This window comes from Salinibacterium sp. NG22, from assembly GCF_015864925.1.
GTDB lineage: Bacteria > Actinomycetota > Actinomycetes > Actinomycetales > Microbacteriaceae > Rhodoglobus.
The window spans coordinates 329,912-353,732 of sequence record NZ_JADYWG010000002.1 but is presented as its reverse complement, the minus strand read 5'-3'; the positions used below and the strand labels follow the sequence as shown (position 1 = coordinate 353,732).

Here is a 23,821-nt window from a genome sequence, read left to right as displayed (position 1 = left end):
TTATCGTGCTTCTCGCAGCCTCCAGAGTAACTTGTGGGGGTGACGGGGCGCTGAATAACAGGGTTTAGGAAGCGAGCACTTTGGCTATGCGCTGCAGGCTCACCGATTCGGCGGTTCCTAAGTGTTGTGCAAAGAGGCTCAACCGCAGTTCTTCGAGCATCCACCGGGCGCGCACGATCTGCGGTTCGGGATGCTGCTCTAGCGGCAGAGTGCCGCCCGCGTCCTTGTAGCGTCGGGTCGCTAATTCGACTTCGGACATCCACCCGCGGTCGCGACCGGGGTTCTCCGTGAGCTTTGCAACCCGATGCTCGATGCCCTTCAGATAGACCGGGAGCCGGCGCAACTGGATGAGCCCTGTCGCCGACACGAAGCCGGGGAAGACGAGCGCATCGAGCTGTTCGCGCGCATCTCCGAGTGGTGCAATCAGGTGCATGCTTGTTGCGGCACGGATCGCCTTATCGGCCAGTCGAACGCCTGAAACAATGGATGCCACGAGCGAGACGGTCGCAAACAGCGAGTCGACAAGCCCTGCCGAAATCTCGTTCCGCAGCGCTTCGAATTCGCTCTGCGAGAAGATGTCGCGATCGCCCATCACGGAGTCAACGCACGCGCGCAAACAATCGTCAAAGAGCGCATTCGTGGAGCGATACGGGCTCTGGGCGAGCACCAGCTTTTCAGTGCCCGTGAGATGTTCGTTGATGTAGCCGAGCGGCGAGGGAATCGCCAGCAACAGCAGGCGACGCACACCGCTCTGGTGCGCGATGGCCTGATCGTAGGGAGTCGACATGAGGCGAATGGACACCGAGTCGCCGTCATCTACGAGTGCGGGGTAGGCGCGGATGGTGTTGCCGCCGTGCTTGGTGTCGCGGGAGCGATCGAGTTCGCCGAAATCCCAGGTTGTGATTCCGGAGCGTTCGAGGGTGTCTGCGGAGCGTTCCGGCGACCGCTGAGCGGCGCCTTCGACAGCCCGGGCAACACTCTCGCGGGCGACCGGCTTGAGGCTCGCTTGCAGGCTGCGCAGTGACTTGTTGGCGCCGACTTTTTTGCCGCGCTCGTTGATCACGGCGAAGGTGACCTTCAAGTGGGCGGGAACGCGGTCGAGTTCGAAGTCGGATGCCGCGACCTTGACGTAGGTCAGTCTCGCGATTTCTTTGGCCAGATATTCGGTCACGCCTGGGCCCTCGTCGAGGGCGGCGGCGGCGGGATCGTCGGGAGCGTTTTCGAGCAAGCGGCGAGCCCAGTCAGCGGCGGGGACGACGTTGCGGCGAATGGGCTTCGGCAGGGCCTTGATGAGCGCGGTCACGAGTTCTTCGCGCAGCCCAGGCACTTGCCAGTCGAAGCCTTCGGGGCGAAGTCCGGCGAGTAGGGGCAGCGGCACAGCGACGGTTACTCCGTCATCGTCGGTGCCGGGCTCGAAGCGGTACGTCAGGCTCAGCGTTTGATCGCCGCGCACCCATGTGGTCGGGAAAGCGGTCTCGTCGACTTCGGCGTCATCCGCATTCTCGAGCAGGTCGTTGGTCGTGAGCGTCAGCAGGTCGGGGGAGTCGTGACGAGCTTTCTTCCACCAGCCTTCGAAGTCGCGCACGGAGGCCACGGTGGCGGGCACACGCTTGTCGTAGAACTCGAAAATGGTTTCGTCGTCGTGCAAGATATCGCGGCGACGGCTGCGCTCTTCGAGCTGCTCGAGGTCACGCCGCAGTGCGCGGTTGGAGGCGTCGAAGCCCCACACGCGCTTGTCGCGTTTCGTCAGGTCGTCTTCGCCCTCAACAAGGGCATGGCGAATGAAGAGTTCGCGGGCGGCAGGCAAATCAACGCGCGAAAACTGGATGCGGCGGCGAGCGGCGAGCGTGACGCCATAGAGCGTCACGCGCTCGAACGCGACGGCGGCGCCTTGCTTCTTCTCCCAGTGCGGTTCCGAATAGCTGCGCTTCACGAGATCGCCGGCAAGCTTCTCAGCCCACACCGGATCGATTGACGCATTCATCCGTGCGAAAAGCCTGCTCGTTTCCACGAGCTCAGCGCTCATGATCGCATTGGGCTGTTTCTTGGCCAGTGCTGAGCCGGGGAAGATAACAAACCGAGTCTGACGGGCGCCGATGTAGTCGCGCTTGGCGACATCCTTGAGGCCAATGTGGCTGAGCAAGCCGGCCAACAGTGAGCGATGGATGCCGTCGGGATTCGAGTGCGCGTCACCGATCACGAGACCGAGCGGTTTGGCCATCCGGCTCAACTGGCGGTAAACATCGTGCCATTCGCGCACGCGCAAATAGTTGAGATATTCGTTTTTGCACATACGTCGAAACTGGTTGCCCGAGAGTTCTTTCTGTTTCTCTTCGAGGTAGTTCCAGAGGTTGAGCATGGTGAGAAAGTCGCTGGTGGGGTCGATGAAGCGCGCGTGCTGCTGGTCGGCTTGCGGGCGCTTATCGAGTGGACGCTCGCGCGGGTCTTGGATGCTGAGACCGGCAACAATCGCCATGACTTCGCGGGTCGTGCTGTGCTGCTTCGATTCGAGCACCATGCGCGCGAGCCGGGGGTCGATCGGCAACTGGCTGAGCTGCTTGCCGATGCGGGTGATGCGCGGGGCGGCATCTTTCGGTTCTTTTCCGCCGGCTGAGCGTGGGCCGGTAACGCTCGATGAGGTTTTGGTGCTGCGGAGCGCAGCGGTGTTCTCGACGGCACCGAGTTCGGTGAGCAGGTCGAGACCGTCTTTGATGCCGCGAGAATCTGGCGGCTGCAAGAACGGGAATTCGGCGATGTTGCCGAGGCCGAGAGAGATCATCTGCAGGATGACCGCCGCAAGGTTGGTGCGCAGAATCTCGGGTTCCATGAACTCGGGGCGTGCGTTGAAGTCTTCTTCGGAGTAGAGGCGGATCGCGATTCCGTCACTCGTTCGTCCGGAACGGCCCGAGCGCTGGTTGGCGCTGGCCTGGCTGATGGCTTCGATCGGCAGACGCTGAATCTTCGCGCGCGTGCTGTACCGGCTGATACGCGCGGTTCCGGCATCGATGACGTAGCGGATGCCAGGCACGGTCAGGCTGGTTTCGGCAACGTTCGTGGCGAGCACGATGCGGCGTCGCGTGCCTGGCGTACGGCGCGACTCGAACACCCGGTGCTGCTCGGCGGAGCTCAGTCGGCCGTAGAGGGGGAGCACTTCGGTGCCCTCGGAGAGCTTGCCGGCGCTGATGCGTGCGCGGATGGATTCTTCGGCATCCCGAATTTCGGTTTCGCCGGAGAGGAACACGAGCACGTCGCCGTCGCTCTCGCGAGAGAGCTCGTCGAGGGCGTCGTTGATGCCTTCGAGATAATCGCGGTCGGTGCGGTTCGCGGCCGCTTCTTCGGCATCCTCCGCTTCGAGATCGTCGCCAGTGCTTTCTTCGGCAACGAGGGGACGGTACCGAATCTCGACGGGAAAGGTGCGGCCAGAGACTTCAATGATGGGCGCGCCATCGAAGTGTTTCGAGAAGCTTTCGGGGTCGATTGTGGCACTCGTGATGATGATGCTGAGATCGGGGCGGCGGGCCCGCAGCTGCTTGAGATAGCCGAGCAAGAAGTCGACGGTGAGGCTGCGTTCGTGGGCCTCGTCGATGATGATCGCGTCGTACTTCTTGAGGTCCCGGTCGCGGTGAATCTCATTCAGCAGGATGCCGTCGGTCATGAGCTTCACGCGCGTGTTTTTGCCCACACGATCGGTGAATCGCACTTGGTAGCCCACGAGGTCACCGAGTTCGCTACCGAGTTCTTCGGCAATGCGCTCAGCAACGGTGCGCGCGGCAATCCTTCGTGGCTGCGTGTGCCCAATGGATGTCTTGCCCAATTCGAGCAAGATCTTGGGCAGCTGGGTGGTTTTTCCGCTACCGGTCGCTCCCGCGATGATCACGACTTGGTTCTCGCGAATGGCCTTCGCGATGTCGTCTTTGCGCTGGCTGACGGGCAGCTCGGGTGGGAAGGTCACCACGATGTCAGCGCTCGCGACAGTCGCGGTGCTGGCGGAGTGAACTTCGGAGGCAGACATAGCCCTTCAGCTTACGCGCTGTGCGCCATACTGGCCGCGCCGTTACTTCGTCGGTGACAACCAGCGCCGCAGCATCCGGGTTACTCCGGGCAGCAACACGTAGGTCATGATCGGCGTGAGGAACAGCGTGGTGAGGAGCACTCGCGCGAGGATCGGCAGCGTATCCCAGCCGGGCACGAGCAGGGTCACGAGGTAGGTGAATGCGAGGTTGAGGGGGAAGAAGCCGAGCCAAATGGTCACGGCTTGTTTCCAGCGGGGTGGTGCGGCGGAAACCGCAGGGGTGGCTCCCGCGTGCTCGACGGTGACCTCGGTCGGTTCATCGAACCAGCCTTCGATGCCGGTGCGGCGCTCGCTGCGGTGCTGGCTCATGAACGGGCTGCCGCTCTGCAGCCACCACGCACGTTCGGGGGATTGTTCCCAGTGCAAGAGTGCTGCGTCATCCGCGAATCGGTAAAGCATGTGCCACGTAGTGCTGTCGGTGCCGGCGCGTACCCAGCCGGAGCCGAGAAAGCCGGGGTAGGTGGTGGCGAGGTTGATACCGGTTTGCATCCAGGCAGTGGCTTGCGCGATACGGGCGGGGTCAACGGTGCGTTCGATCGAAATGGTGATCGGGGCGTTTTCTGCAGGCATCAGCGCACTCCTTTCTGTTGTCCAGCGGCAACAGTGACAGCCGGTGTGGGCTTAGCTGGGTTCAAGTCTAGGTTGGATGCCGTGTGCTCTTGCTGTGCTGGTGTGTAAATTTCTTGTGTCATAGCGTTCAGTCGCGCGGTAGGCCAATTCTCGAACGTGTGTGTGGCGGGCCCTTTGGCGCACCCCCGTGGAGGCCACAAATGCTGTGCCCTCTCACCCTCCGCTCATCCGCGCATCACCCCCACTGTGGGGTAGACACAGGAATCCGCGCAGGATTGTGTCGTTCTTGTTGCGAATTGTGCGAATCGTCAGTTTCTATTGCCCTGACGTTCAGCAATACGGTGTAATGGCGGCCATGGGATTGGTCTACACCGTCCCTTCGACCACCTTTCTACTGGAGGAAAGATGAAGAAGAAGCGCGTCTCAGCTGCCATAGCTGTGCTCGCGGCTGGAGCCCTCGCCCTAACAGGGTGTACTCCGCCGTATGAGTCAGAAGTAATTGCCGACACCGAGATCACGGTGGCGTGGAATGACTTGATTGACAACTTCAACGGAAGCAGTGCAGCAGGTAACAACACAGCGAACAACGTTGTGCTGTACATGATGAACTCAACGTTCCTGTACTACAACAGCGAGCCAGCTCTCGTGCGTAACACCGACTTCGGCTCGTTCGAAAAGACGAGCGATGACCCTCTGACGGTTAAGTACACCCTCAACGACAACGTCACCTGGTCTGATGGAACCCCCATCGACTCCGCTGACTTGCTGCTCGCGTGGACCACAATCTTCGCCGGTGTTGAGGATGCTGAAGGCGCTCCGCTCTTCACCCACGCCAACCCGCGTGGTGACCTTGCTTCGGCTCTGCCGGAGATCGACGACAAGAGCATCACGATCGTGTACGACAAGGCCTACGTTGACTGGGAGATCCAGTTCGACATGGGTGTTGCCGCTCACGGTGTCGTGTCGCTTGCTTACCCCGAGATCACTGATCCCGAGGAAGCAAAGGCGATGTTCGTCGAGGCAGTTCAGAACGACGACGTCGAATGGCTCACCCCGGTAGCCAAGGCATGGAACGACGCCTACCAGGCGCCGAGCACTCCCGACAGCGACCTTGTTGCTCTCTCGAGCGGTGCCTACGTTCTCGATGAACTCGTAGAAAACGAGTACGTTGCGCTCAAGGCCAACCCGCTCTACACCTGGGGCCCGTCGCCTAAGTACGAACGCATCATCGTTCGCCAGATCGAGGACTCGACCGCTCAGGTTCAGGCCATCGAGAACGGTGACGTTCAGATCGCAGCCGGCCAGCCGACTCCCGACGTGCTCGAGCTCGTCAAGGGACTCGACAACGCTGACTACGTAACCGCGGATGAAGCGACTTACGAGCACGTTGACCTCACGTTCAACAACGGTGGTCCGTTCGACGCCGCCACCTATGGTGGAGACGAAGACACCGCCAAGGCAGTTCGCCAGGCATTCCTGAAGGTCATTCCTCGTCAGGAGATCCTCGACAAGCTGATCGTGCCGCTGAACGAAAACGCCACTCTGCGTGACTCGGTACTCCAGATCCCTGGTGCTCCCGGCTACGACGATATTGCTTCGAGCAACGGTTCGGCTGGCTACGCCGAGGTCGACATCGATGGCGCCAAGAAGCTGCTCGCTGATGCCGGAGTGACCACTCCAGTTGAGGTCAAGTTCTGGTACCCCGAGGGCAACGTCCGTCGTGCATCAGAGTTCGAGTTCATCCAGCAGTCGGCTGCTCTTGCCGGCTTCACGGTTGTTGACGACTCGGAGCCCACTTGGGCATTCACCGACAAGGAAGCACTGCCGGTCAACCCGCACGACGCGGTTATCTTCGCATGGCAGTCAACGAGCCTCGCGCTCACCGGTTCTGACCAGTACCTCGGTACCGGCCAGCCCAGCAACTTCGGTGGATACTCCAACACCGAGGTAGACGGACTCCTCAAGGACCTCGAGACCGAGCTGGACCCTGCGGTTCAGACCGAGATCCAGGTTGAGGTCGAGAAGCTGGTCTGGGAAGACGCGTACGGCGTCACTCTCTTCCAGTTCCCCGGAATCACCGTCTGGAACAACTCAGTAACGAACGTGGACCCGAGTCCACTGTCGCCGACCTACTTCTGGAACTTCTGGGAGTGGGCACCGACCGACTCCGAGTAATTTCTCGGTAGCGCTCACGAGTGGGCCGGACTCCCAGTCCGGCCCACTTGCGTGCACGTCGTTATGCCGTTCAGCGGCACTGTTTTTGTTCTGTTTTGCATGCCCCCGAAATGAGGATCTCCGGTGCTGACCTTTGTCGCCAGGCGCCTTGTGGCCACTCTTCTTGTTCTGCTTGTGGCCTCATTTATCGTCTATGTACTAACCGCCAATTCCGGTGATCCGCTTCGAGAACTTCGAGGCAGTCGAGATCCCAGCGCTCAAGATCAAATCGCGTACTTGAGTGGGCTGCTCAATCTCGATCAGCCACCCGTGATTCGCTACTTCTTCTGGCTCGGAGGAGTCGGGGCCTGCTTTATCGGCCAGTGCGACCTTGGTATCTCAGTCGCGCGAGGCCAGCAGCCCGTGATCGAAGCCATCGGTGGAGCACTCGGCTCCACGCTTCAACTGGTGCTAGCCGCAACGATCCTCGCGATCGTCATCGGTGTCGCCATTGGAATGACCACCGCGCTTCGCCAGTACAGCGGTTACGACTACGTCGTCACGTTCCTCACCTTCGTCTTTTACTCGCTCCCCATTTTCTGGGTCGCGGTGCTCCTCAAAGAGTTCGGTGCCATTCAGTTCAACTCGTTCCTCGGCGACCCCGTCATACCGTGGTGGTCGATTCTCATCATTGGCATCGTGATGGGCTTCGTTGCCTCTTCAGTTGTCGGCGGCGAACTGCGAACTCGTGTTATTTCTTTCGTGAGCGTCGGCGGCGGTGTGGCCGCGCTGCTCATCCTTCTCGATGTCACGCGCTGGTTCGAAAGCCCCTCGATTGGCTTTGTCGGAATCGCTCTGATGTCAGTGGCGACGGGTGCGGTTGTGCTCTTCACTTCCACCGGATTCCAGAACCGTCGTGCTCTGCTCGCGGTCGGAATCATCGTGGTGCTGACGGTCGTCTTGAGCTGGCCGTTCCAGTTTCTTTTCTACTACGTCAACAGCCCGTGGACGGTGCTGCTCGTTCTCGCCATCTTGGTGGGGCTCGGCCTCCTCGTCGGCTTCTTCGTCGGTGGCGATGGCAAGGCTGTCGTTGCTCGCACCGCCGCCATCGTTGGCGGATTGGGCGTGCTCCCACTCGTGCTCGACCAGATGTTCATCCGCTGGGATGAGTACGTTGCGCGCATCCCGCTCAGCAATGGTGTGATCGCGACGATCGGTGCCTCGACTCCCGCCATCCGTCGAGTGGATGACACCTGGCTGAACATGCTCGACTCACTGACCCACATGTTGCTGCCCACGATCGCGCTCATGATCATCTCTCTCGCGGCCTACACACGCTACGCTCGCGCCAGTCTGCTCGACGTGATGAACCAGGACTACGTGCGCACTGCTCGCGCCAAGGGACTCGGCGAACGCACCGTGGTGATGCGTCACGCGTTCCGCAACGCCATGATCCCGATCGCGACCATCATCGCGCTCGACTTCGGGGCGGTGATCGGTGGTGCCGTGATCACAGAAAGAGTCTTCGCCTGGCAGGCGATGGGCTCCCTCTTCAACGAGGGGCTGCACCGCATCGACGTGAACTTGGTAATGGGATTCTTCCTCGTCACCGGCATCCTCGCCGTTATCTTCAACGTTATTGCCGACCTCTTGTACTCGGCCCTTGACCCCAGAATTCGGGTGAGCTGATCATGACCGACAAGAAGCCCGTCGCCGACGAACAGTCGGTAGGCCAAGAACTCAGCATTGAACAGCGCGCAACAGTAGGGCTCAGCCAGGGCGCGATCGTGCGCCGCCGCTTCTTGCAGCACCGCGGCGCCGTTGTCTCGGTCTTCGTGTTGCTCTTCCTCGTGCTGCTCGCCTTCACCTCGGTGGGCACCGTCATCGGCGGTACCGGCAAGCTCACACCCGACCCCTCCGGCACGCGACTCATCGTCGATGGATTCCGCATCCCCGGTTGGTGGGGCTACACCTGGTGGGAGCGTTACGACATCATGCTCCCCGGTGGTGCCCCGACCTTTACGTGGTGGCCGTTCAGCTTCGGCGAGCACCCCTTCGGGCAAGACAACACCGGTAAAGACGTCTTTGCTCGCGTGATGCGCGGCATGCAACAGTCGCTCAACGTTGTCTTCATCGTGGGAATCATCTCGACCGTTATCGGCGTCGTTCTCGGTGCTCTCGCCGGGTACTACCGCGGGTGGGTCGACCAAGTAATCATGCGCATCACTGACGTGATCATCATCGTGCCGCTGCTCATCCTCGGTGCCGTTCTCGGCCAGACGATCGGTGGCGACGCGTTCCTGCTGGCCGTCATGATCGGGCTCATCGCCTGGACCGGAATGGCGCGACTCGTGCGTGCCGAGTTCCTGAGCCTGCGCGAGCGAGAGTTCGTGGATGCAGCCCGGGTGGCTGGCGCCAGCGACTTCCGCATCATTTTCCGCCACATCCTGCCCAACACCGTCGGCGTGATCGTCGTGAGTGCGACGCTGCTCATGAGCGCCGTGATTTTGCTCGAGACCTCGCTGAGCTTCCTCGGCTTCGGCATCACTGATCCCGACATTTCACTCGGTCAAATCATCAGCCAATACAACGAAGCGTTTAAGACGCGCCCGTGGCTGTTCTGGTGGCCAGGTCTGTTCATCGTGGTCATTGCGCTGTGCATCAACTTCATCGGTGATGGTCTGCGCGATGCGTTCGACCCCCGCCAGAAGCGCGTGCCGCGTCAGCGCAGCCTGGGTTCCGAGGTCGGCAGCTTCTTCAAGGCCTACATTCCCGGAGCACGTCCCGGCGACAGGACGTCGAACAAGTGATGGCGTCGCAGCTAGTTGAACGACGTGAGCATGCTGAGCAGCGTCAGCGCAATGAGAGCCGCGATGGTGCGCCAGTGCCACGTGACTCGCAGCTTGGTGAACTCGCTCGTGGCGGCATCCAAGTGACCGGCATCGCGCAATTGCTCCCAGTGCGTGCGGATAACGAACGCGGCCTGACCGGAATCCGACGTGATGAGGTCGCCGGGTCGCACCGTGCCCGCAAGGTAGCTCGATTCGGGCAGGTTCTTGCCGTCTTGGCGCACGGCGCTGAAGACCGCATGGCGGCCCGGAGCGGGCGCGGCCCACGCCGTGGCTTTGCCGTGCGCGGTTTCCAGAGTGAGAGCGTATTTGGTGTCGATGCGGCGGATCTCGGGCCACGCGACCTCAATGGTGCGCAGCACGTTATGCAAGGTCACGCCGGCAGCGGTCACGCGCACCTGGGGGCGCCAGAACATGGCCCACGTGAGCACGCTGAGCAGTCCGAAAACGGGGGCGACTTGCAGGGCATCCAGCCACCGGCCTTGAACAGCCGTGACAACGAGTCCCGCTGCAAAGGCAGCAATAACAACAATCGAAAGTACGCGCCCGAATCGCGAGTGCAGGGTGAAGTTTGGCGACACGGAACCATGTTCCCACGAGAGCCACGCATCCAGGGTGAAAGGCGAGACTCCTGATGACTGAATCAGCTACTACTGAGGCAACCGCAAAGGTTCCCGCGATCGAGGTCACTGACCTTGGCGTCGACTTCTGGGTCGAAGGCGAGTGGGTCACCGCGGCCAAGAACGTCAGCTACACGCTGCACGGCGGCGACGTTCTCGCCATTGTGGGCGAGTCAGGTTCGGGCAAGAGCACGAGCGCTATGGGACTGCTTGGGCTTCTGCCCGAGAACGGCCGTATCTCGGGCAGTGTGAAGCTCGCCGGTGAAGAACTCGTCGGAGCCTCCCTCCACCGACTGCGTCAGCTGCGCGGTGCCGGCATCGCTGTGATCTTCCAAGAGCCCATGACGGCGCTCAACCCGGTGTACACCATCGGCTTCCAGATCGTTGAGGCGCTTCAAGTGCACAACGCCGGCATGTTGCGGGTGGATGCCAAGAAGCGCGCCCTCGAACTGCTGGCGATGGTGGAGCTTCCCGACCCGCAGAAGGCGTTCGACTCGTACCCGCACCAGTTGTCGGGAGGGCAGCGCCAACGCGCCATGATCGCGCAATCCATCTCGTGCGACCCCCGGGTGCTCATCGCCGACGAGCCGACGACGGCTCTCGACGTGACCGTGCAGGCCGAAATCTTGGAACTGCTGCACCACTTGCGTTCCAAGCTCGACAGCGCGATCATCCTCATCACTCACGATATGGGCGTTGTCGCAGACCTCGCCGACCGCGTGATGGTGATGAAGGATGGCGAAGTTGTGGAGACCGGAACAGCAGATTCGCTGTTCGCCGGCGCCACGCATCCGTACACTCAGGCTCTGCTCGCGGCCGTGCCTCACCTCGGTGAAGCTGGCGAAGCATCCGCCTCGAAGGATGATCGTGAAGTCGTCGTGACGATGACTAACGTCGCCATTGAATACCCCAAGCGGGGTCGGGTTCCCGCGTTCCGCGCCGCCGATAACATCAACCTCACGATTCGTCAGGGTGAAGTGCTCGGCCTTGTGGGGGAGTCTGGCTCGGGCAAGACCACGATCGGTCGTGCCGTTGTTGGCCTGCTCCCCGCGGTAGAGGGCACGCTCGACATCGTCGGCACCAACATGGTGGGCATCAACAAGGCCAAACTCCGCGCGGTTCGTCGCGATATCGGCATCGTCTTTCAAGACCCGGGTTCGTCGTTGAACCCCCGGATGCCGATTGGCGAGAGTATCGGAGAACCGATGCGTCTCGGTGGCGGTTTCAGTCGCAAAGACGAAGAAGCCCGCGTGAGTCTTCTGCTCGACCGAGTGCAGCTTTCCTCTCACATGCGTAACCGGTACCCGCACGAACTGTCGGGCGGTCAGCGCCAACGTGTCGGCATCGCGCGCGCTCTGGCGCTCAGCCCCAAACTGCTTGTGGCCGATGAGCCAACGTCGGCGCTCGACGTGTCGGTGCAAGCGAAGGTGCTTGAGCTCTTTCAAGAACTGCAGAAAGAACTCGGATTCGCGTGCCTGTTCGTGACCCACGACTTGGCGGTGATCGATATTCTGGCCGACCGCATCGCAGTGATGCACCGCGGCAAGATCGTGGAGCAGGGAACGCGCGATCAAGTGCTGCGTAGTCCGAAAGAGGAATACACCCAGCGTCTCATTGCGGCCGTGCCGCTACCGGATCCGGAAGAACAGCGTCGCCGCCGTGCCGAGCGCGAAGGCCTTTTCTCCTAGCGGAACGGAAACTCAGCAGACGGCGGGAACCCGATTCCCGCCGCCTGCCTCCCGTGACCAACCGGGCAAAGAACGGGAAATCTAGCGTTCCGTGCTGGCTGGAGCTAGTGTCGTCGACTCGTCAATCGTGCTGCTGTCGGCGATGGCTTTGACTTCTTCAGAGGTGAGCGGAATCCACGGTGATCCATCTGGATCAGAGGAGAACGCTGCGGGGCTGTCACCCTGAGTCCACCATTTGGCTTCGTAGGGAACACCGTCGAAGAGAACGCGATCCTCTTCTTCGTACACTGACGTGCCATCCCAGTTGGGGTAGGTGCCGTCAGGTACGGTCGGAACCTCGACCGGGGTCTCGCCCTCAAGAACCGGGCCGACAAGCGTCCACGGCGTCTCCCACGAGTTGAGTACTGGGTTATCGGGAACATCTCCGCGAGTCCACCACTTGGCCTGGTACACGTTGCGGTGCAACACGACCTTGGTGCCCGCGAGGTAGCTGGCGTCTTCGTCCCAAATTGCGTAGGGGCTGGTTGCCGGGTCGTCGGCGAGGTCTGCAGGATCAGACGGTTCTTGAGTAGTGATGGTCTTGGCCGAACTGGCGAGCTCGCCCTCGAAGTTCTCTGCCAGCACATCAGCGAAGAAGAGGTCGCCCTGATCCACACCACTGCACGCATCGGAAACACGAGTGACATCGGCATAGTTCGGGCCACAGGTCGTGTCGCGGTTGAGCGACCACATCGACATGCGCCCGATTCCTTGCTCGGTTGTGAATTGGTTGAGGGTCGTGGCGTCGTCCATCGTGAAGACTTCGTCTTCGTTGTCGTTCTGGCCGATCATCGGGGTTGCGCCGAGCTTCGTCCAGAGGGTGGCATCCGTCAGTTCGATTCCCGCTTGGTCATAGAGAATGCCGAGTTGGCGGTGAGTCTCCTGAAGGGCGCGAATGGAGGCATCCCCGCTGGTTTCGTCGTCGGTCATGCTCTGACCAAAGTTCATCGTCATGATGTTGACGCCAGAGACGTCTACTCCGGCATCCAACATTTGCGTGACTGCTGTGGTGCCATCTTCGGTGAGGCCGAAGGTGGCAGCGGGCAGCGTGAGCCATACAGCGAGGTCGTCGCCAGCAGCGCGGCGCGACTGCTGCAGGTCAGCAATAGCGGCGGCGCGACGTTCACCGGCAGCGGTATCGCTGAGGTTCTCGCCCTCAATGTCGAGGTCGATCGTGGTGGAGGCGTAGCGGTCAATCACCGAGCTGTAGGCCTCAACGAGACTGTCGTGATCGGTGCAGGATGTTGCGAGCTCGTCGTTCAGCAGGCCGCCGAACGATACCCCGACATCCCCACCCTGCTGTTGCAAGCGTGCGATGCGGCGATCGAGGTCGAGCGATACTGCTGCCTCATCCATTGTGTAGGCGGTGCCCCAGGTGGGAGTGCAGGCATCATCGGTCGCAGCGACGATGAACGACAGCATGACCTCTTTTCCGCTGTCGTTCACAGCGGACTCGAACTCGTAACTTGGCGTTGCCGTGACATCCACATAGGCGGCGAACCACGGGTCGGGGGCTGGTGCCGCTTGGGTGGAAGCCCAAGCTTGATAGGCGAACAGGCCGCCAGCAGCAACGGCGACAGCCACAATCGCTGCAATAACGAGTCGCCAGAAGGAAAGACGACGGGTAGCTGAACTCATGATCGGACCTCTCTGGTTTCATCAATAGGGGGGAGCATCTCGGCGAAGACAATGGAGTCGCGCACCTTGCGGTGCGATCCGCTGTCATCCCCGTAGTAGAGGATCGAACGCCAGTCGAGCGTGGTCGACTCCGGCTCGGGTTCCGCCTTCTGCTTTTTGGGTTTGCGTTCGACGAACAGAGGACTAGTGACACCGATCCAGATGTCGACGATCGCATTCCAGATGCCGATGTAGGAGACGAGTGCGAGCCCAGCGAGGATCGTGTTGAACGCTGCGAAAGCGGCGTTGCCCCAGTTGCCGGCATTGAGGTCGCGCCAGAAGGTGAAGGCGGAGAACCCAATGATGATCAGCGGTGCAATCACATACAGCAGCGGGGTTGCCGTGCGGTTGCGCACCTTGGGGGTGCGAGCGAACGGAATCTTCTTGCTCGTGATGGCCTGCTCAAGCGACTTCAGCACGCCGGCCAAGTTCACCGGAAGAAGGATCAGGTTGAAGCCGTAGATGCGGAAGATGTCGCTGAACTTGTAGCCGCTGTAGCGCAGGTCGCTTCCCATTGCCAAGAAGTACGGAACCGCCGCCAGCAGAACCACCGGGCTCAGCAGCCGGCTGTCGTACGGGTAGGCGAGGAGGAAGACGAGGCCGAAGCTGGCCCACGTAATCGACGTCATGTAGTTCACGCGCAGGAAGAACTCGGTCCACGGCACCGTTTCGCCACGGGCCCGACGTTCACGCATCTGGCGCATGAGCTTCGGCATGATCAAGAGACCACCGTTGGCCCAGCGTCGGCGCTGAACAACCAAGGATCCGAAGTCGGGCGGGGTGGCGCTGTAGCTCAGGCGCTCGGGGTAGTTGACGAGCGTCCAACCGTGGGTGCCGAGGTCGATGCTCGATTCGGTGTCTTCGATAACCGTGCGGTCTTGAACGTACCTTTTGACGGTGAAGCCGCCCTCGGTTTCGGTCTCGACAATGTCATCCAGAGCAGCCTTGCGGATGACGGCGTTGGCGCCCACCCAGAAGGTGGCGCCGTAGTACGACTTGCCCTGGTGCAGGATGTGCTGCAGGTCGGTGGTGGCCCCAGCGAGGCGTTCGATGCGCGTGCTAGCACCGCGGAACGATGAGTACGGAGTCTGCGTCACGGCAACGCGAGCGTTGTCTTTTTGCTCGAGAAGGTAGACGAGGCGCAGGCAGTAGTCGCGCAGCAGGAGCGAGTCGGCATCGAGGGTGAGGAGGTATTCCGAATCGGGAATAGAGAGGTCGCCGGCTCCGGCGTGGCTTACGGGCCGAAGCACCGTGCCGTCGGGAGTTTCTTCGGGGCGGTAGTTGCCACCCATCAGGCCGATGTAGGCGTTGAGGTTCATCGCCTTGTTCGCTTCGTGAGAAACGGAGGCGTACAACTTGCGCTCGAAGGTCGACAGCTCAGCATCGAAAGTGCGCGCGAGACGGCGGTAGAGCTCGTGCAGTCGAGTTGCTGGCGGAACCATGCGCTCGTCGAGCGCTGCGCCCAACGCGTCGGCCGTCAGTTGCAGTTCGCCAGCCAAGCCCTGAAGGACCTGCGTGACAAAGAACTCATCAACGTGGTCGATGCGCTGCTCGTTGTCTGCCTTGTTCTCGAGCCACGCGGATGCCCACTGGTACTGACCGGCAAGATCCTCGAGCTCAGCGATGCCCATCGGGCGTTGTTGGCGCAGTCGTGATTCGAAGGTCGACAGAGCATCAGCGAAACGTGCGCGGGGCGCTGCAAGCTCACGCTGAATCTCTTCGGTGAGCTGGCGTGACTTCGACAGCTGGGCTGCGGCATCCGGGTCATCGGGAAAGGGCGGGTCATCGAGCAGGAGCACGACGCGAAGGCTGGGGTACTCCTGAAGGCATGCCGACCAGAGGGTGGCACGAACAACATCGGGCTCTTCGCTGTAGCTGGGCACCAACACGGTGATGGAGCCCTGGTTGTCGGCAAAGTGCCGGTCGAGTTCAGCCCGCGGCACACGAGCGTGCGCGCGAAAGCGTTGGAAGGCGCCGTGACGGGCGATCAAGTACATGAGCGCCGAGAAGGTCAGGAAGGTCACCACGATGACGTAGGAGATGGCCTCCGTCGTGAAACGGAAACTCTCGGTGCCGTTGTTGATGAACTGACGAACGATCGTGTAGATCACGTAGGTCAGCCAAAACACAACGGTGGCGACAATAGCGAGGCGAGCGAGCGCGATTTTGCGGTCGCTCGGCGCGGGATGGACAGTGGGCAGCGGTTCGAGGCGCGACTCAGCGCCCCACTGGCGACGCCGTGAAGGCGCAACCGTAGGAGTTTCGGGCATAGTGGTTAGATCCCTTGTGTGCAAGATCGGCATCTTTCGGGTAGATGCCGGCGGGTATCCTGCACGCCCAGTATTCGCACTGGGTTTAGTTCTTGCAACAAAATGCTACGCCTCGACAAATTGGTCTACCCGCCAAAAACGGTCTAGTAGGCTGCGGAAACGCCGTGAATATCGTTGTTCATCCCGGGAGGAACGAATGCCTCGCACCATCGCCATCATCGGCGCTGGTCCTTCGGGACTCGCCGCTGCCCGCGCTCTCGATAAGGCAGGCATCCATTTCGTCGGTTTTGAGTCTGCTAATGACGTTGGTGGCCTCTGGAATATCGACAATCCGCGCAGCACGATGTACGAGTCGGCGCACTTGATTTCGTCGCGCACCACCACCGAGTTTCACGAGCTGCCCATGCAGACCACGGCGGATTACCCCAGCCACCGCGAACTCAAAAAGTACTTTCGGGCCTATAGCGATCGGTTCGATCTGGGCGAGAAGTTCCTCTTCAACACCACCGTCGACCGCCTCGAACCCACCGATGATGACGGCTGGAACGTCACGAGCACTACCGCGGGGCACGAGCCGCGAACGGAACGCTTCGACGGTGTTGTGCTCGCCAACGGCACGCTAGCCCGCCCCAGCATCCCGCAATTTGACGGTGAATTTGCTGGTGAGATCATTCATTCGAGCCAGTACAAGAAGGCGACGATGTTTGCGGGCAAGCGGGTTCTCGTGGTGGGTGCCGGCAATAGCGGCTGCGATATTGCGGTGGATGCCGTGCACCATGCCGACAGCATCGACCTGAGTGTGCGCCGGGGCTACTACTTTGTTCCGCGCTACCTCTTCGGTAAACCGGCGGACACCCTCAATCAGGGCCGCCCGCTGCCAGCCCGCCTCAAACAATTTGTCGACAAGCGAGTGTTGCGCGCGTTCACGGGCGACCCGGTGAAATTTGGTTTCCCGAAGCCGGACTACCGCATCTACGAATCACATCCGATCGTGAACACTCTCGTGCTTGCCCATCTCGGCCAGGGCGATCTGCGCGTGGTGCCTGCTCCCGAACGTTTCGACGGCAACACCGTGCACTTTAGCGATGGCACCGAGGCAGACTACGACCTCATCGTGTTGGCTACCGGTTACACGCTCGCGTACCCCTTTGTGGGGCGGGAGCACCTTAATTGGTCTTCCGACGCGCCCGAGCTGTATCTGAATATTTTCCCGCCCAGCTTCAATGGTCTCTACGTGATGGGGATGATCGAAGCGAGCGGTATCGGCTGGCAGGGAAGGTACGAACAAGCGGAGCTCTTGGCGGCGTATCTGGCAGCTCAAGACACCGCTCCGCGCGCCGCCGCCCACTTTCGAGAGACCGCCGAAGAACCGTGGCCCGACCTCACCGGTGGCTACAAATATTTGGCGCTCGAGCGCATGTCGTACTACGTCAACAAAGATGCCTACCGGCGCACCATTCGACGCTTGCTTGAGACGCTCACCCGGAAGGTCAATTCATGACGATCGATGATGCGCAACTCAACTTCAGCCCGGGTTCACTCATCGCGCTCAGCATTGTGCTCGGCCTCATCATGTTCGGGATCGCACTCGATACGAGTCTCGAAGACTTTCGGGCAGTTCTGAAAGCACCCCGCGCATTCGCGATCTCGCTCGTTGCTCAACTTGTGCTGCTGCCTGCTGTGACCTTTGGGCTTACCCTGCTGCTGCAGGTCGGTCCGTCGATTGCCCTCGGGATGATTTTGGTTGCGTGTTGTCCGCCGGGAAACATTTCCCAAGTGCTCACCTATCGGGCGCGGGGCAACGTTGCTCTCTCGGTCTCGATGACGGCGGTCACCAACGTGATCTACATCGTCATGCTTCCCGTGAACTTGTCGCTGTGGGGCGGCTGGCACCCCACCGCATCCACGATTCTGGAAAGCGTCAGCATCAATGGCTGGCAGATGCTGCTCGAAATTGTGCTCATCATCGGGCTGCCGTTCGCCGTGGGATTCGCCATCAAAAACCGCTGGCCCGCCTTCGCCAAAAAGGTGCAACCCACCGTGAAATGGATCAGTCTGCTTGCGCTCCTCGGATTCATCATCGCGGCGCTCGCCGGAAACTTTCAGTTCTTCATCGCCTATGTAGGGGTAGTGCTGCTCGCGGTGTTCCTGCACGATGCGGTCGCGCTCGGTCTCGGCTACGCCAGTGCGCGACTCGGTGGGCTCGCGCTCTACGAAGCCAAAGCAGTCACGTTCGAAGTCGGAATCCGCAACGCCGGTCTCGGCCTAGGACTTGTCTTCGCCTTCTTTGGGGGACTAGGCGGAATGGCCGTTGTTGCGGGATGGTGGGGTATCTGGGACATCATCGCCGGACTCGCACTCGCGACCTGGTGGGGACGCCGTAAGGCTCGGGGTGCCACAGACCGTTCGGGGCCGATCTCCGGTAACCCCGCAAATGACGCGGAGGCACACGCATGAGTCGAGTTCTTGTGACGGGTGGCACCGGATTCTTGGGTACCTCTGTGGTCGCCGGGTTGGCTGCATCCGATGCCATTGAATGTGTCGTGAGCGCTGATATTCGCACTCCCGGCCCCGGTGTGCGGCTGCCAGGGGTGCTCTACGAACGTCTCGATGTGACGGATGCCGCCGGCCTTCCTGCTCTGTTGCGTCGCCACCACATCGACACGGTGGTGCATCTCGCTTCCATCGTGAACCCTGGCAAGAGCACGACGGTTAGCCAAGAATTCGCGGTGGACGTTGAGGGATCACGCGCCGTCTTCGATGCCTGCGTAGAAGCGGGAGTGTCACGCATCGTTGTGTCATCCAGCGGTGCAGCGTATGGGTATCACCGCGAGAACGCTGAATGGATTACCGAGGGCGATCCGCTTCGCGGCAATGACGACTTTCCCTATAGTCGGCACAAGCGCCTGGTCGAGGAGATGCTGGCTGAGTTGCGCGAGACAGCACCGCAACTCACTCAGACGGTGTTCCGCATCGGCACCATTTTGGGCCCGGCAGTCGACAATCAGATCACGGCGTTGTGGGAAACACGTCGCGTGCTCAAACTTGCAGGCTCAGACAGCCCCTTCGTATTTGTGTGGGTGGATGACGTCGTTGAGGTGATGGTGCGCGCAGCAAGCGGTGGGCCGGCCGGCATCTTCAATGTGGCCGGAAATGGCAAGATGACTGTTCGCGAGATCGCGGCAGCGCTCGGCAAGCGATTGATTATCATCCCGCCGTGGCTCTTCAGCGTGGTCTTGACGGTCGGGCATGCTCTGAAGCTCACGCCGCATAAACGAGCACAGGTGAACTTCTTGCTCTATCGCCCGGTGCTCGACAACGGCGCTCTCAAATCAACGTTCGGGTTCACGCCCCGCAAATCGAGCCGCGAAGCCTTTAGTGCGTATCTCGAGGCCAAGGCGCTGCGCTAGCAACCGCTGCCAGCGGTTGGCCAGTGGCCAGAGAGCTGGCGCGCCTCAGGTCTGTATACAGTTCATCCAAAATTCGGCTTGATTTCTCCCGAATCAGGCCTAGACTGAAGTTCTTGTATACAAACCCGAGCGGGGTGGCAATTCGCCCCCACGGGAAGTTCACGGTCTTGGGAGGTGCGCATGGCAACACCCATCCGCGCCAGTGACCGCGCCTATCAAGCTCTGCGCGACGACATCATCGAGTGGCGTCTGGCGCCCGGAACGATTCTCGGTGAGGTCGAGCAGGCTGCGCGACTTGGGGTGTCCCGCACGCCGCTGCGAGAAGCGCTGTCACGACTGATGACGGATGGGCTGGTGTCGAGCCAGTCTGGTCGCGGCCTTGTCGTTACCGATGTATCGGTCGACAACATCCGCGAACTCTTTGATGTGCGCAAGGCCCTCGAAGTGAAAGCGGTACGTCTGGCGGCGCTGCACCACACGGGAAGCACCTTCGCCGATCTCGAGCGGGAGTTTGAAACCGTTCCTGACCTGCTGGCGCGCGATGACAGCGACCGCAGCGCCTACTTCGATCTCGTGCGTCGCTTTGATGCGGCCGTCGATGACGCCGTGGAGAACGACTACCTCACGGGTGCCCTCAACTCACTGCGCACCCACCTCGTACGCGTGCGTCGACTCGCCAAAGACAACCCCGAGCGCCTAGCGGCCGCGGCCAAAGAGCACCTCCTTATCGTGCAGGCCATCGTTGCCGGCGACCAAGAACTTGCCGCGCACGCTACTCATGTTCATCTCCATCACGCGCTCACAAGCGCATTAGCCATGGCTGCAGATTCCCCTCTGCGCGCCGCCAATTGAAAGGCTCCACCGTGAAAAATCATGCTCTCCGCGTCTACCGCAGCGACGAGAATCTCGCTCGCGAAGACCAACTTGCCCACAAGATCGCGGCGATCGCAGCCGAACAGCTTGAACCGACGGATGCCGTGACCGACATGGTCATCAACCGTGTGATTGACAACGCTGCTGTTGCCACCGCATCCCTCACTCGTGCACCGGTGGTGTCAGCGCGAGCGCAAGCTGAGCGTCACCCCGCGGAGCCGGGCTCCACTGTGTTCGGTTCTGATCTTCGCGTCAGCCCGGAGTGGGCAGCCTGGGCTAACGGTGTTGCCGTTCGCGAGCTCGACTACCACGACACCTTCTTGGCCGCCGACTACTCGCACCCCGGCGACAACATCCCGCCGATCTTGGCTGTTGCTCAGCACACCGGTCGCACGGGGGCCGACCTGCTGCGCGGCATCGTCACGGGCTACGAGATTCAGATCGACCTCGTGAAGGCGATCTGCCTGCACAAGCACAAGATTGACCACGTTGCTCACCTCGGCCCGAGTGCGGCAGCCGGCATCGGTACTCTTCTCGGGCTCGACACCGAAACAATCTTCCAGGCCGTTGGCCAAGCGCTTCACACGACCACCGCCACGCGCCAGTCGCGCAAGGGCGAGATCTCCACGTGGAAGGCACACGCTCCCGCTTTCGCCGGCAAGATGGCCGTCGAAGCCGTCGACCGTGCCATGCGCGGCCAGACCAGCCCCACCCCGATTTATGAAGGCGAAGACGGCGTAATTGCGTGGATGCTCGACGGTCCAGACGCACACTACGAGGTTCCGCTGCCCGAGCTGGGGGAGGCCCGCACCGCGATCCTCGACTCCTACACAAAGGAGCACTCGGCTGAGTACCAGGCACAGGCGTGGATCGACCTCGCCCGCAAGTTGGGGCGCGAGCATCCTGAACTCGTCGAAGAGAACATCAACCGCATCGTGCTGCACACGAGCCACCACACGCACTATGTGATCGGCTCGGGCGCGAACGACCCGCAAAAGTACGACCCCAACGCGAGCCGCGAAACGCTCGACCACTCCATCCCGTATATCTTCACGGTCGCGCTTCAGGACCAGGCATGGCACCACGTCAACAGCTACGCTCCCGAGCGCGCCAACCGCGCAGACACGGTCGCATTGTGGAAGCGTGTGACCACCGAAGAGGACGCCGAATGGACGCGTCGCTACCACTCGATCGACCCCGCCGAGAAGGCATTCGGCGGTCGCGTAGAGATCGAAATGACTGACGGAAGCCGCATCGTTGAAGAGATCGCCGTCGCTGACGCGCATCCGCTCGGTGCTCGGCCCTTCGCCCGTGAGCAGTACATCAACAAGTTCCGCACCCTCGCGGATGGTGTGCTCGCGAGCGACGAAATCGAACGCTTCTTGGACGTCGCCCAGCGCCTGCCGCAACTCTCGGCATCCGAACTTGGTGAGTTGACCGTCCGCGGCAACTTCCCCGCCATCACCGCCAAAGGAATCTTCTAATGTTGTACGCCCAAACCGATCCAGCAACCAAGCGTGCCCAGTTTCGCGAGCGTCTTGCGAGCGGCGAACTGCTGCGCGTGCCCGGCGCGTTCAACCCGCTGAGCGCTCGTCTCATTCAAGACAAGGGCTTTGACGGCGTCTACATTTCGGGTGCTGTCATCAGCGCCGATTTGGGCTTGCCCGACATCGGCCTGACGACTCTCACTGAGGTGGCCGGTCGTTCACAGCAGATCTCGCGGATGACCGACCTGCCGTCACTCGTTGACGCCGACACCGGTTTTGGCGAACCCATGAACGTGGCTCGCACCGTGCAGACTCTCGAAGATGCGGGTGTCTCCGGGCTCCACATCGAAGACCAGGTCAACCCGAAGCGCTGCGGACACCTCGACGGCAAAGCAGTAGTCGACACGGATACTGCGCTCAAGCGCATCCGCGCCGCAGTCGATGCCCGTCGCGACCCGAACCTGCTGATCATGGCTCGCACCGACATCCGCGCCGTTGACGGTCTGGACGTTGCGATGGACCGCGCGAAGCAACTTGTTGACGCGGGCGCCGACGCGATCTTCCCTGAGGCGATGAAGGACCTCAGCGAGTTTGAGGCGATGCGTAACGCCGTGGACGTTCCGATCCTCGCAAACATGACAGAGTTTGGTAAGAGCGAACTTTTCACGACAACCCAATTGGGCAATATCGGCGTAAACATTGTTATTTACCCCGTAACCCTGTTGCGTAGTGCCATGGGTGCTGCGGAGCGCACTCTCGATGCAATCAACGCCGACGGCACTCAGCAGTCTGTTGTCGGCGAAATGCAGACGAGGGCTCGCCTGTATGAACTGCTCGATTACAAAAGCTACAACACCTTCGATTCATCGGTGTTCAACTTCACGCTCGACAACCACCACTAAACGACGCACTCATTAACTTGAACTCGAAAGACACCACCGAGGAGCACCATGACTGACCTAACAGGTACCCCCGCCGCCGAGATTCGCAAGGGGTTGGCCGGCGTCGTCGCCGACACCACTGCGATCTCCAAAGTGAACCCGGAGACTAACTCCCTTCTCTATCGCGGTTACCCCGTGCAGGAACTGGCCGAGAAGTGCACCTTTGAAGAGGTGGCTTATCTGCTGTGGCACGGTGAACTGCCCACCGGCGAGCAGCTCGAAGAGTTCCAGCGCGTCGAGCGGGCGCAGCGTCACCTCGACGCTCACACCAAGCGTGTGATTGACGAGCTGCCGCTCAGCGCGCATCCGATGGATGTCGTACGCACCGCCGTCAGTGTGATCGGCGCGATGGATGACACCCTCACCGACCCCGCCAGCATGATCGACGCAGACCTCAACTTTCAGCGCTCGCTGACTCTCTTTGCGAAGCTGCCCGCGATCATCGCGTACGACCAGCGCCGTCGCCGCGATCAGGAACTTGTTGAGCCGCGCGATGACCTCAGCTATTCGGCCAACTTCTTGCACATGACCTTCGGCGAGGTTCCTGACCTCGTTGTCGTGAACGCGTTCGACGTCTCGATGATTCTGTACGCCGAGCACTCCTTCAACGCCTCAACCTTCACCGCCCGGGTCGTCACGAGCACGCTCAGTGACCTCTATAGCGCCGTCACGGCCGCAATCGGCGCCCTCAAGGGTCAGTTGCACGGTGGAGCGAACGAAGCTGTCATGCACGTCTTCGACGAGATCGGCACTGCCGCGAACGCCGAAGCGTGGCTCGAGACGGCGCTCGCCGAAAAGCGCAAGATCATGGGCTTTGGCCACCGGGTCTACAAGAACGGTGACTCGCGGGTTCCCACCATGAAGGCGGCGCTCGAAACTCTGATCGCCGAGTATCGCCGCCCCGACATGATGGAACTCTACGAGGCACTCGAAACGGCCATGACGAGCCGCAAGAACATCAAGCCGAACCTCGACTACCCGAGCGGCCCCGCGTACAACCTCATTGGCTTCGACACCGACATGTTCACGCCGCTGTTCGTTGCTGCGCGAATCACCGGCTGGACCGCTCACATCATGGAGCAGGCTGCTTCGAACGCCCTCATCCGCCCCCTCGCGGCGTACTCGGGTGTTGACGAGCGCCACATCAGCTAGAAGGTTTGCCCGTTCGCTG

16 protein-coding genes are annotated in these 23,821 nt (G+C 61.2%); 11 read left to right on the top strand and 5 right to left on the bottom strand.

Annotated elements, in window-relative coordinates:
* Positions 1–64: 64 nt before the first annotated feature.
* Both hrpA and I6E81_RS11240 read right to left on the bottom strand, forming a co-directional pair.
* Positions 65–4,012, bottom strand: a complete 3,948-nt coding sequence (hrpA, locus tag I6E81_RS11245) for an ATP-dependent RNA helicase HrpA (RefSeq protein ID WP_197107691.1) — start codon at positions 4,010–4,012, stop codon at positions 65–67.
* A 42-nt stretch (positions 4,013–4,054) separates the two neighbouring features.
* Complete coding sequence (locus tag I6E81_RS11240) at positions 4,055–4,642, bottom strand: antibiotic biosynthesis monooxygenase (protein ID WP_197107682.1); 588 nt, start codon at positions 4,640–4,642, stop codon at positions 4,055–4,057.
* Between the two features lie 405 nt (positions 4,643–5,047).
* Between I6E81_RS11240 and I6E81_RS11235 the strand changes: the two genes are divergently transcribed.
* The 3 genes from I6E81_RS11235 (at position 5,048) to I6E81_RS11225 (ending at position 9,606) form a co-directional block, all read left to right on the top strand.
* Positions 5,048–6,817, top strand: coding sequence for an ABC transporter family substrate-binding protein (locus I6E81_RS11235; protein WP_197107680.1), 1,770 nt, complete (start codon positions 5,048–5,050; stop codon positions 6,815–6,817).
* A gap of 123 nt (positions 6,818–6,940) precedes the next feature.
* The gene (locus I6E81_RS11230; protein ID WP_197107678.1) at positions 6,941–8,485 is read left to right on the top strand and encodes an ABC transporter permease; all 1,545 of its coding nucleotides are present in this window, start codon (positions 6,941–6,943) and stop codon (positions 8,483–8,485) included.
* 2 nt (positions 8,486–8,487) lie between these two features.
* Positions 8,488–9,606, top strand: a complete 1,119-nt coding sequence (locus I6E81_RS11225) for an ABC transporter permease (protein WP_197107676.1) — start codon at positions 8,488–8,490, stop codon at positions 9,604–9,606.
* An 11-nt stretch (positions 9,607–9,617) separates the two neighbouring features.
* Here I6E81_RS11225 and I6E81_RS11220 read toward each other — a convergent pair whose 3' ends face one another.
* A complete protein-coding gene (locus I6E81_RS11220) occupies positions 9,618–10,226 on the bottom strand; it encodes a PH domain-containing protein (RefSeq protein ID WP_197107674.1) in 609 nt (202 codons plus the stop codon).
* Between the two features lie 53 nt (positions 10,227–10,279).
* Here I6E81_RS11220 and I6E81_RS11215 point away from each other — a divergent pair, with 53 nt between their 5' ends.
* Positions 10,280–11,953, top strand: coding sequence for an ABC transporter ATP-binding protein (locus I6E81_RS11215; protein ID WP_197107672.1), 1,674 nt, complete (start codon positions 10,280–10,282; stop codon positions 11,951–11,953).
* Positions 11,954–12,034: 81 nt separating this feature from the next.
* Here the strand turns inward: I6E81_RS11215 and I6E81_RS11210 are convergent, their stop codons facing one another.
* The gene (locus I6E81_RS11210; RefSeq protein ID WP_197107670.1) at positions 12,035–13,630 is read right to left on the bottom strand and encodes a chitinase; all 1,596 of its coding nucleotides are present in this window, start codon (positions 13,628–13,630) and stop codon (positions 12,035–12,037) included.
* Positions 13,627–15,939, bottom strand: coding sequence for a glycosyltransferase family 2 protein (locus I6E81_RS11205; RefSeq protein ID WP_197107668.1), 2,313 nt, complete (start codon positions 15,937–15,939; stop codon positions 13,627–13,629). Before I6E81_RS11205 ends, I6E81_RS11210 begins: the two co-directional genes overlap by 4 nt.
* A gap of 196 nt (positions 15,940–16,135) precedes the next feature.
* Between I6E81_RS11205 and I6E81_RS11200 the strand changes: the two genes are divergently transcribed.
* The 7 genes from I6E81_RS11200 (at position 16,136) to I6E81_RS11170 (ending at position 23,802) form a co-directional block, all read left to right on the top strand.
* On the top strand, positions 16,136–17,440 hold the full coding sequence (locus I6E81_RS11200; protein WP_197107666.1) for an NAD(P)/FAD-dependent oxidoreductase: 1,305 nt from the start codon (positions 16,136–16,138) through the stop codon (positions 17,438–17,440).
* Complete coding sequence (locus I6E81_RS11195) at positions 17,437–18,396, top strand: bile acid:sodium symporter family protein (RefSeq protein WP_197107664.1); 960 nt, start codon at positions 17,437–17,439, stop codon at positions 18,394–18,396. Before I6E81_RS11200 ends, I6E81_RS11195 begins: the two co-directional genes overlap by 4 nt.
* A complete protein-coding gene (locus tag I6E81_RS11190; RefSeq protein ID WP_197107663.1) occupies positions 18,393–19,349 on the top strand; it encodes an NAD-dependent epimerase/dehydratase family protein in 957 nt (318 codons plus the stop codon). Before I6E81_RS11195 ends, I6E81_RS11190 begins: the two co-directional genes overlap by 4 nt.
* A gap of 180 nt (positions 19,350–19,529) precedes the next feature.
* Positions 19,530–20,201, top strand: coding sequence for a GntR family transcriptional regulator (locus tag I6E81_RS11185; RefSeq protein ID WP_197107661.1), 672 nt, complete (start codon positions 19,530–19,532; stop codon positions 20,199–20,201).
* Positions 20,202–20,212: 11 nt separating this feature from the next.
* On the top strand, positions 20,213–21,706 hold the full coding sequence (locus I6E81_RS11180; protein WP_197107659.1) for an MmgE/PrpD family protein: 1,494 nt from the start codon (positions 20,213–20,215) through the stop codon (positions 21,704–21,706).
* A complete protein-coding gene (gene prpB, locus I6E81_RS11175) occupies positions 21,706–22,611 on the top strand; it encodes a methylisocitrate lyase (RefSeq protein ID WP_197107657.1) in 906 nt (301 codons plus the stop codon). Before I6E81_RS11180 ends, prpB begins: the two co-directional genes overlap by 1 nt.
* Before the next feature lie 48 nt (positions 22,612–22,659).
* Positions 22,660–23,802 carry a bifunctional 2-methylcitrate synthase/citrate synthase gene (locus I6E81_RS11170; RefSeq protein ID WP_197107655.1) on the top strand — a complete coding sequence of 381 codons (1,143 nt, stop codon included), beginning with the start codon at positions 22,660–22,662 and terminating at the stop codon, positions 23,800–23,802.
* Positions 23,803–23,821: the final 19 nt, after the last annotated feature.

What these genes read in the sequence shown, in the direction of transcription:
- hrpA (WP_197107691.1), bottom strand. Translation starts at nt 4,012, where the DNA reads ATGTCTGCCTCCGAAGTTCACTCCGCCAGCACCGCGACTGTCGCGAGC.
- I6E81_RS11195 (WP_197107664.1), top strand. Translation starts at nt 17,437, where the DNA reads ATGACGATCGATGATGCGCAACTCAACTTCAGCCCGGGTTCACTCATC.
- I6E81_RS11215 (WP_197107672.1), top strand. Translation starts at nt 10,280, where the DNA reads ATGACTGAATCAGCTACTACTGAGGCAACCGCAAAGGTTCCCGCGATC.
- I6E81_RS11210 (WP_197107670.1), bottom strand. Translation starts at nt 13,630, where the DNA reads ATGAGTTCAGCTACCCGTCGTCTTTCCTTCTGGCGACTCGTTATTGCA.
- I6E81_RS11185 (WP_197107661.1), top strand. Translation starts at nt 19,530, where the DNA reads ATGGCAACACCCATCCGCGCCAGTGACCGCGCCTATCAAGCTCTGCGC.
- I6E81_RS11235 (WP_197107680.1), top strand. Translation starts at nt 5,048, where the DNA reads ATGAAGAAGAAGCGCGTCTCAGCTGCCATAGCTGTGCTCGCGGCTGGA.
- I6E81_RS11190 (WP_197107663.1), top strand. Translation starts at nt 18,393, where the DNA reads ATGAGTCGAGTTCTTGTGACGGGTGGCACCGGATTCTTGGGTACCTCT.
- I6E81_RS11225 (WP_197107676.1), top strand. Translation starts at nt 8,488, where the DNA reads ATGACCGACAAGAAGCCCGTCGCCGACGAACAGTCGGTAGGCCAAGAA.
- I6E81_RS11205 (WP_197107668.1), bottom strand. Translation starts at nt 15,939, where the DNA reads ATGCCCGAAACTCCTACGGTTGCGCCTTCACGGCGTCGCCAGTGGGGC.
- I6E81_RS11200 (WP_197107666.1), top strand. Translation starts at nt 16,136, where the DNA reads ATGCCTCGCACCATCGCCATCATCGGCGCTGGTCCTTCGGGACTCGCC.
- I6E81_RS11170 (WP_197107655.1), top strand. Translation starts at nt 22,660, where the DNA reads ATGACTGACCTAACAGGTACCCCCGCCGCCGAGATTCGCAAGGGGTTG.
- prpB (WP_197107657.1), top strand. Translation starts at nt 21,706, where the DNA reads ATGTTGTACGCCCAAACCGATCCAGCAACCAAGCGTGCCCAGTTTCGC.
- I6E81_RS11240 (WP_197107682.1), bottom strand. Translation starts at nt 4,642, where the DNA reads ATGCCTGCAGAAAACGCCCCGATCACCATTTCGATCGAACGCACCGTT.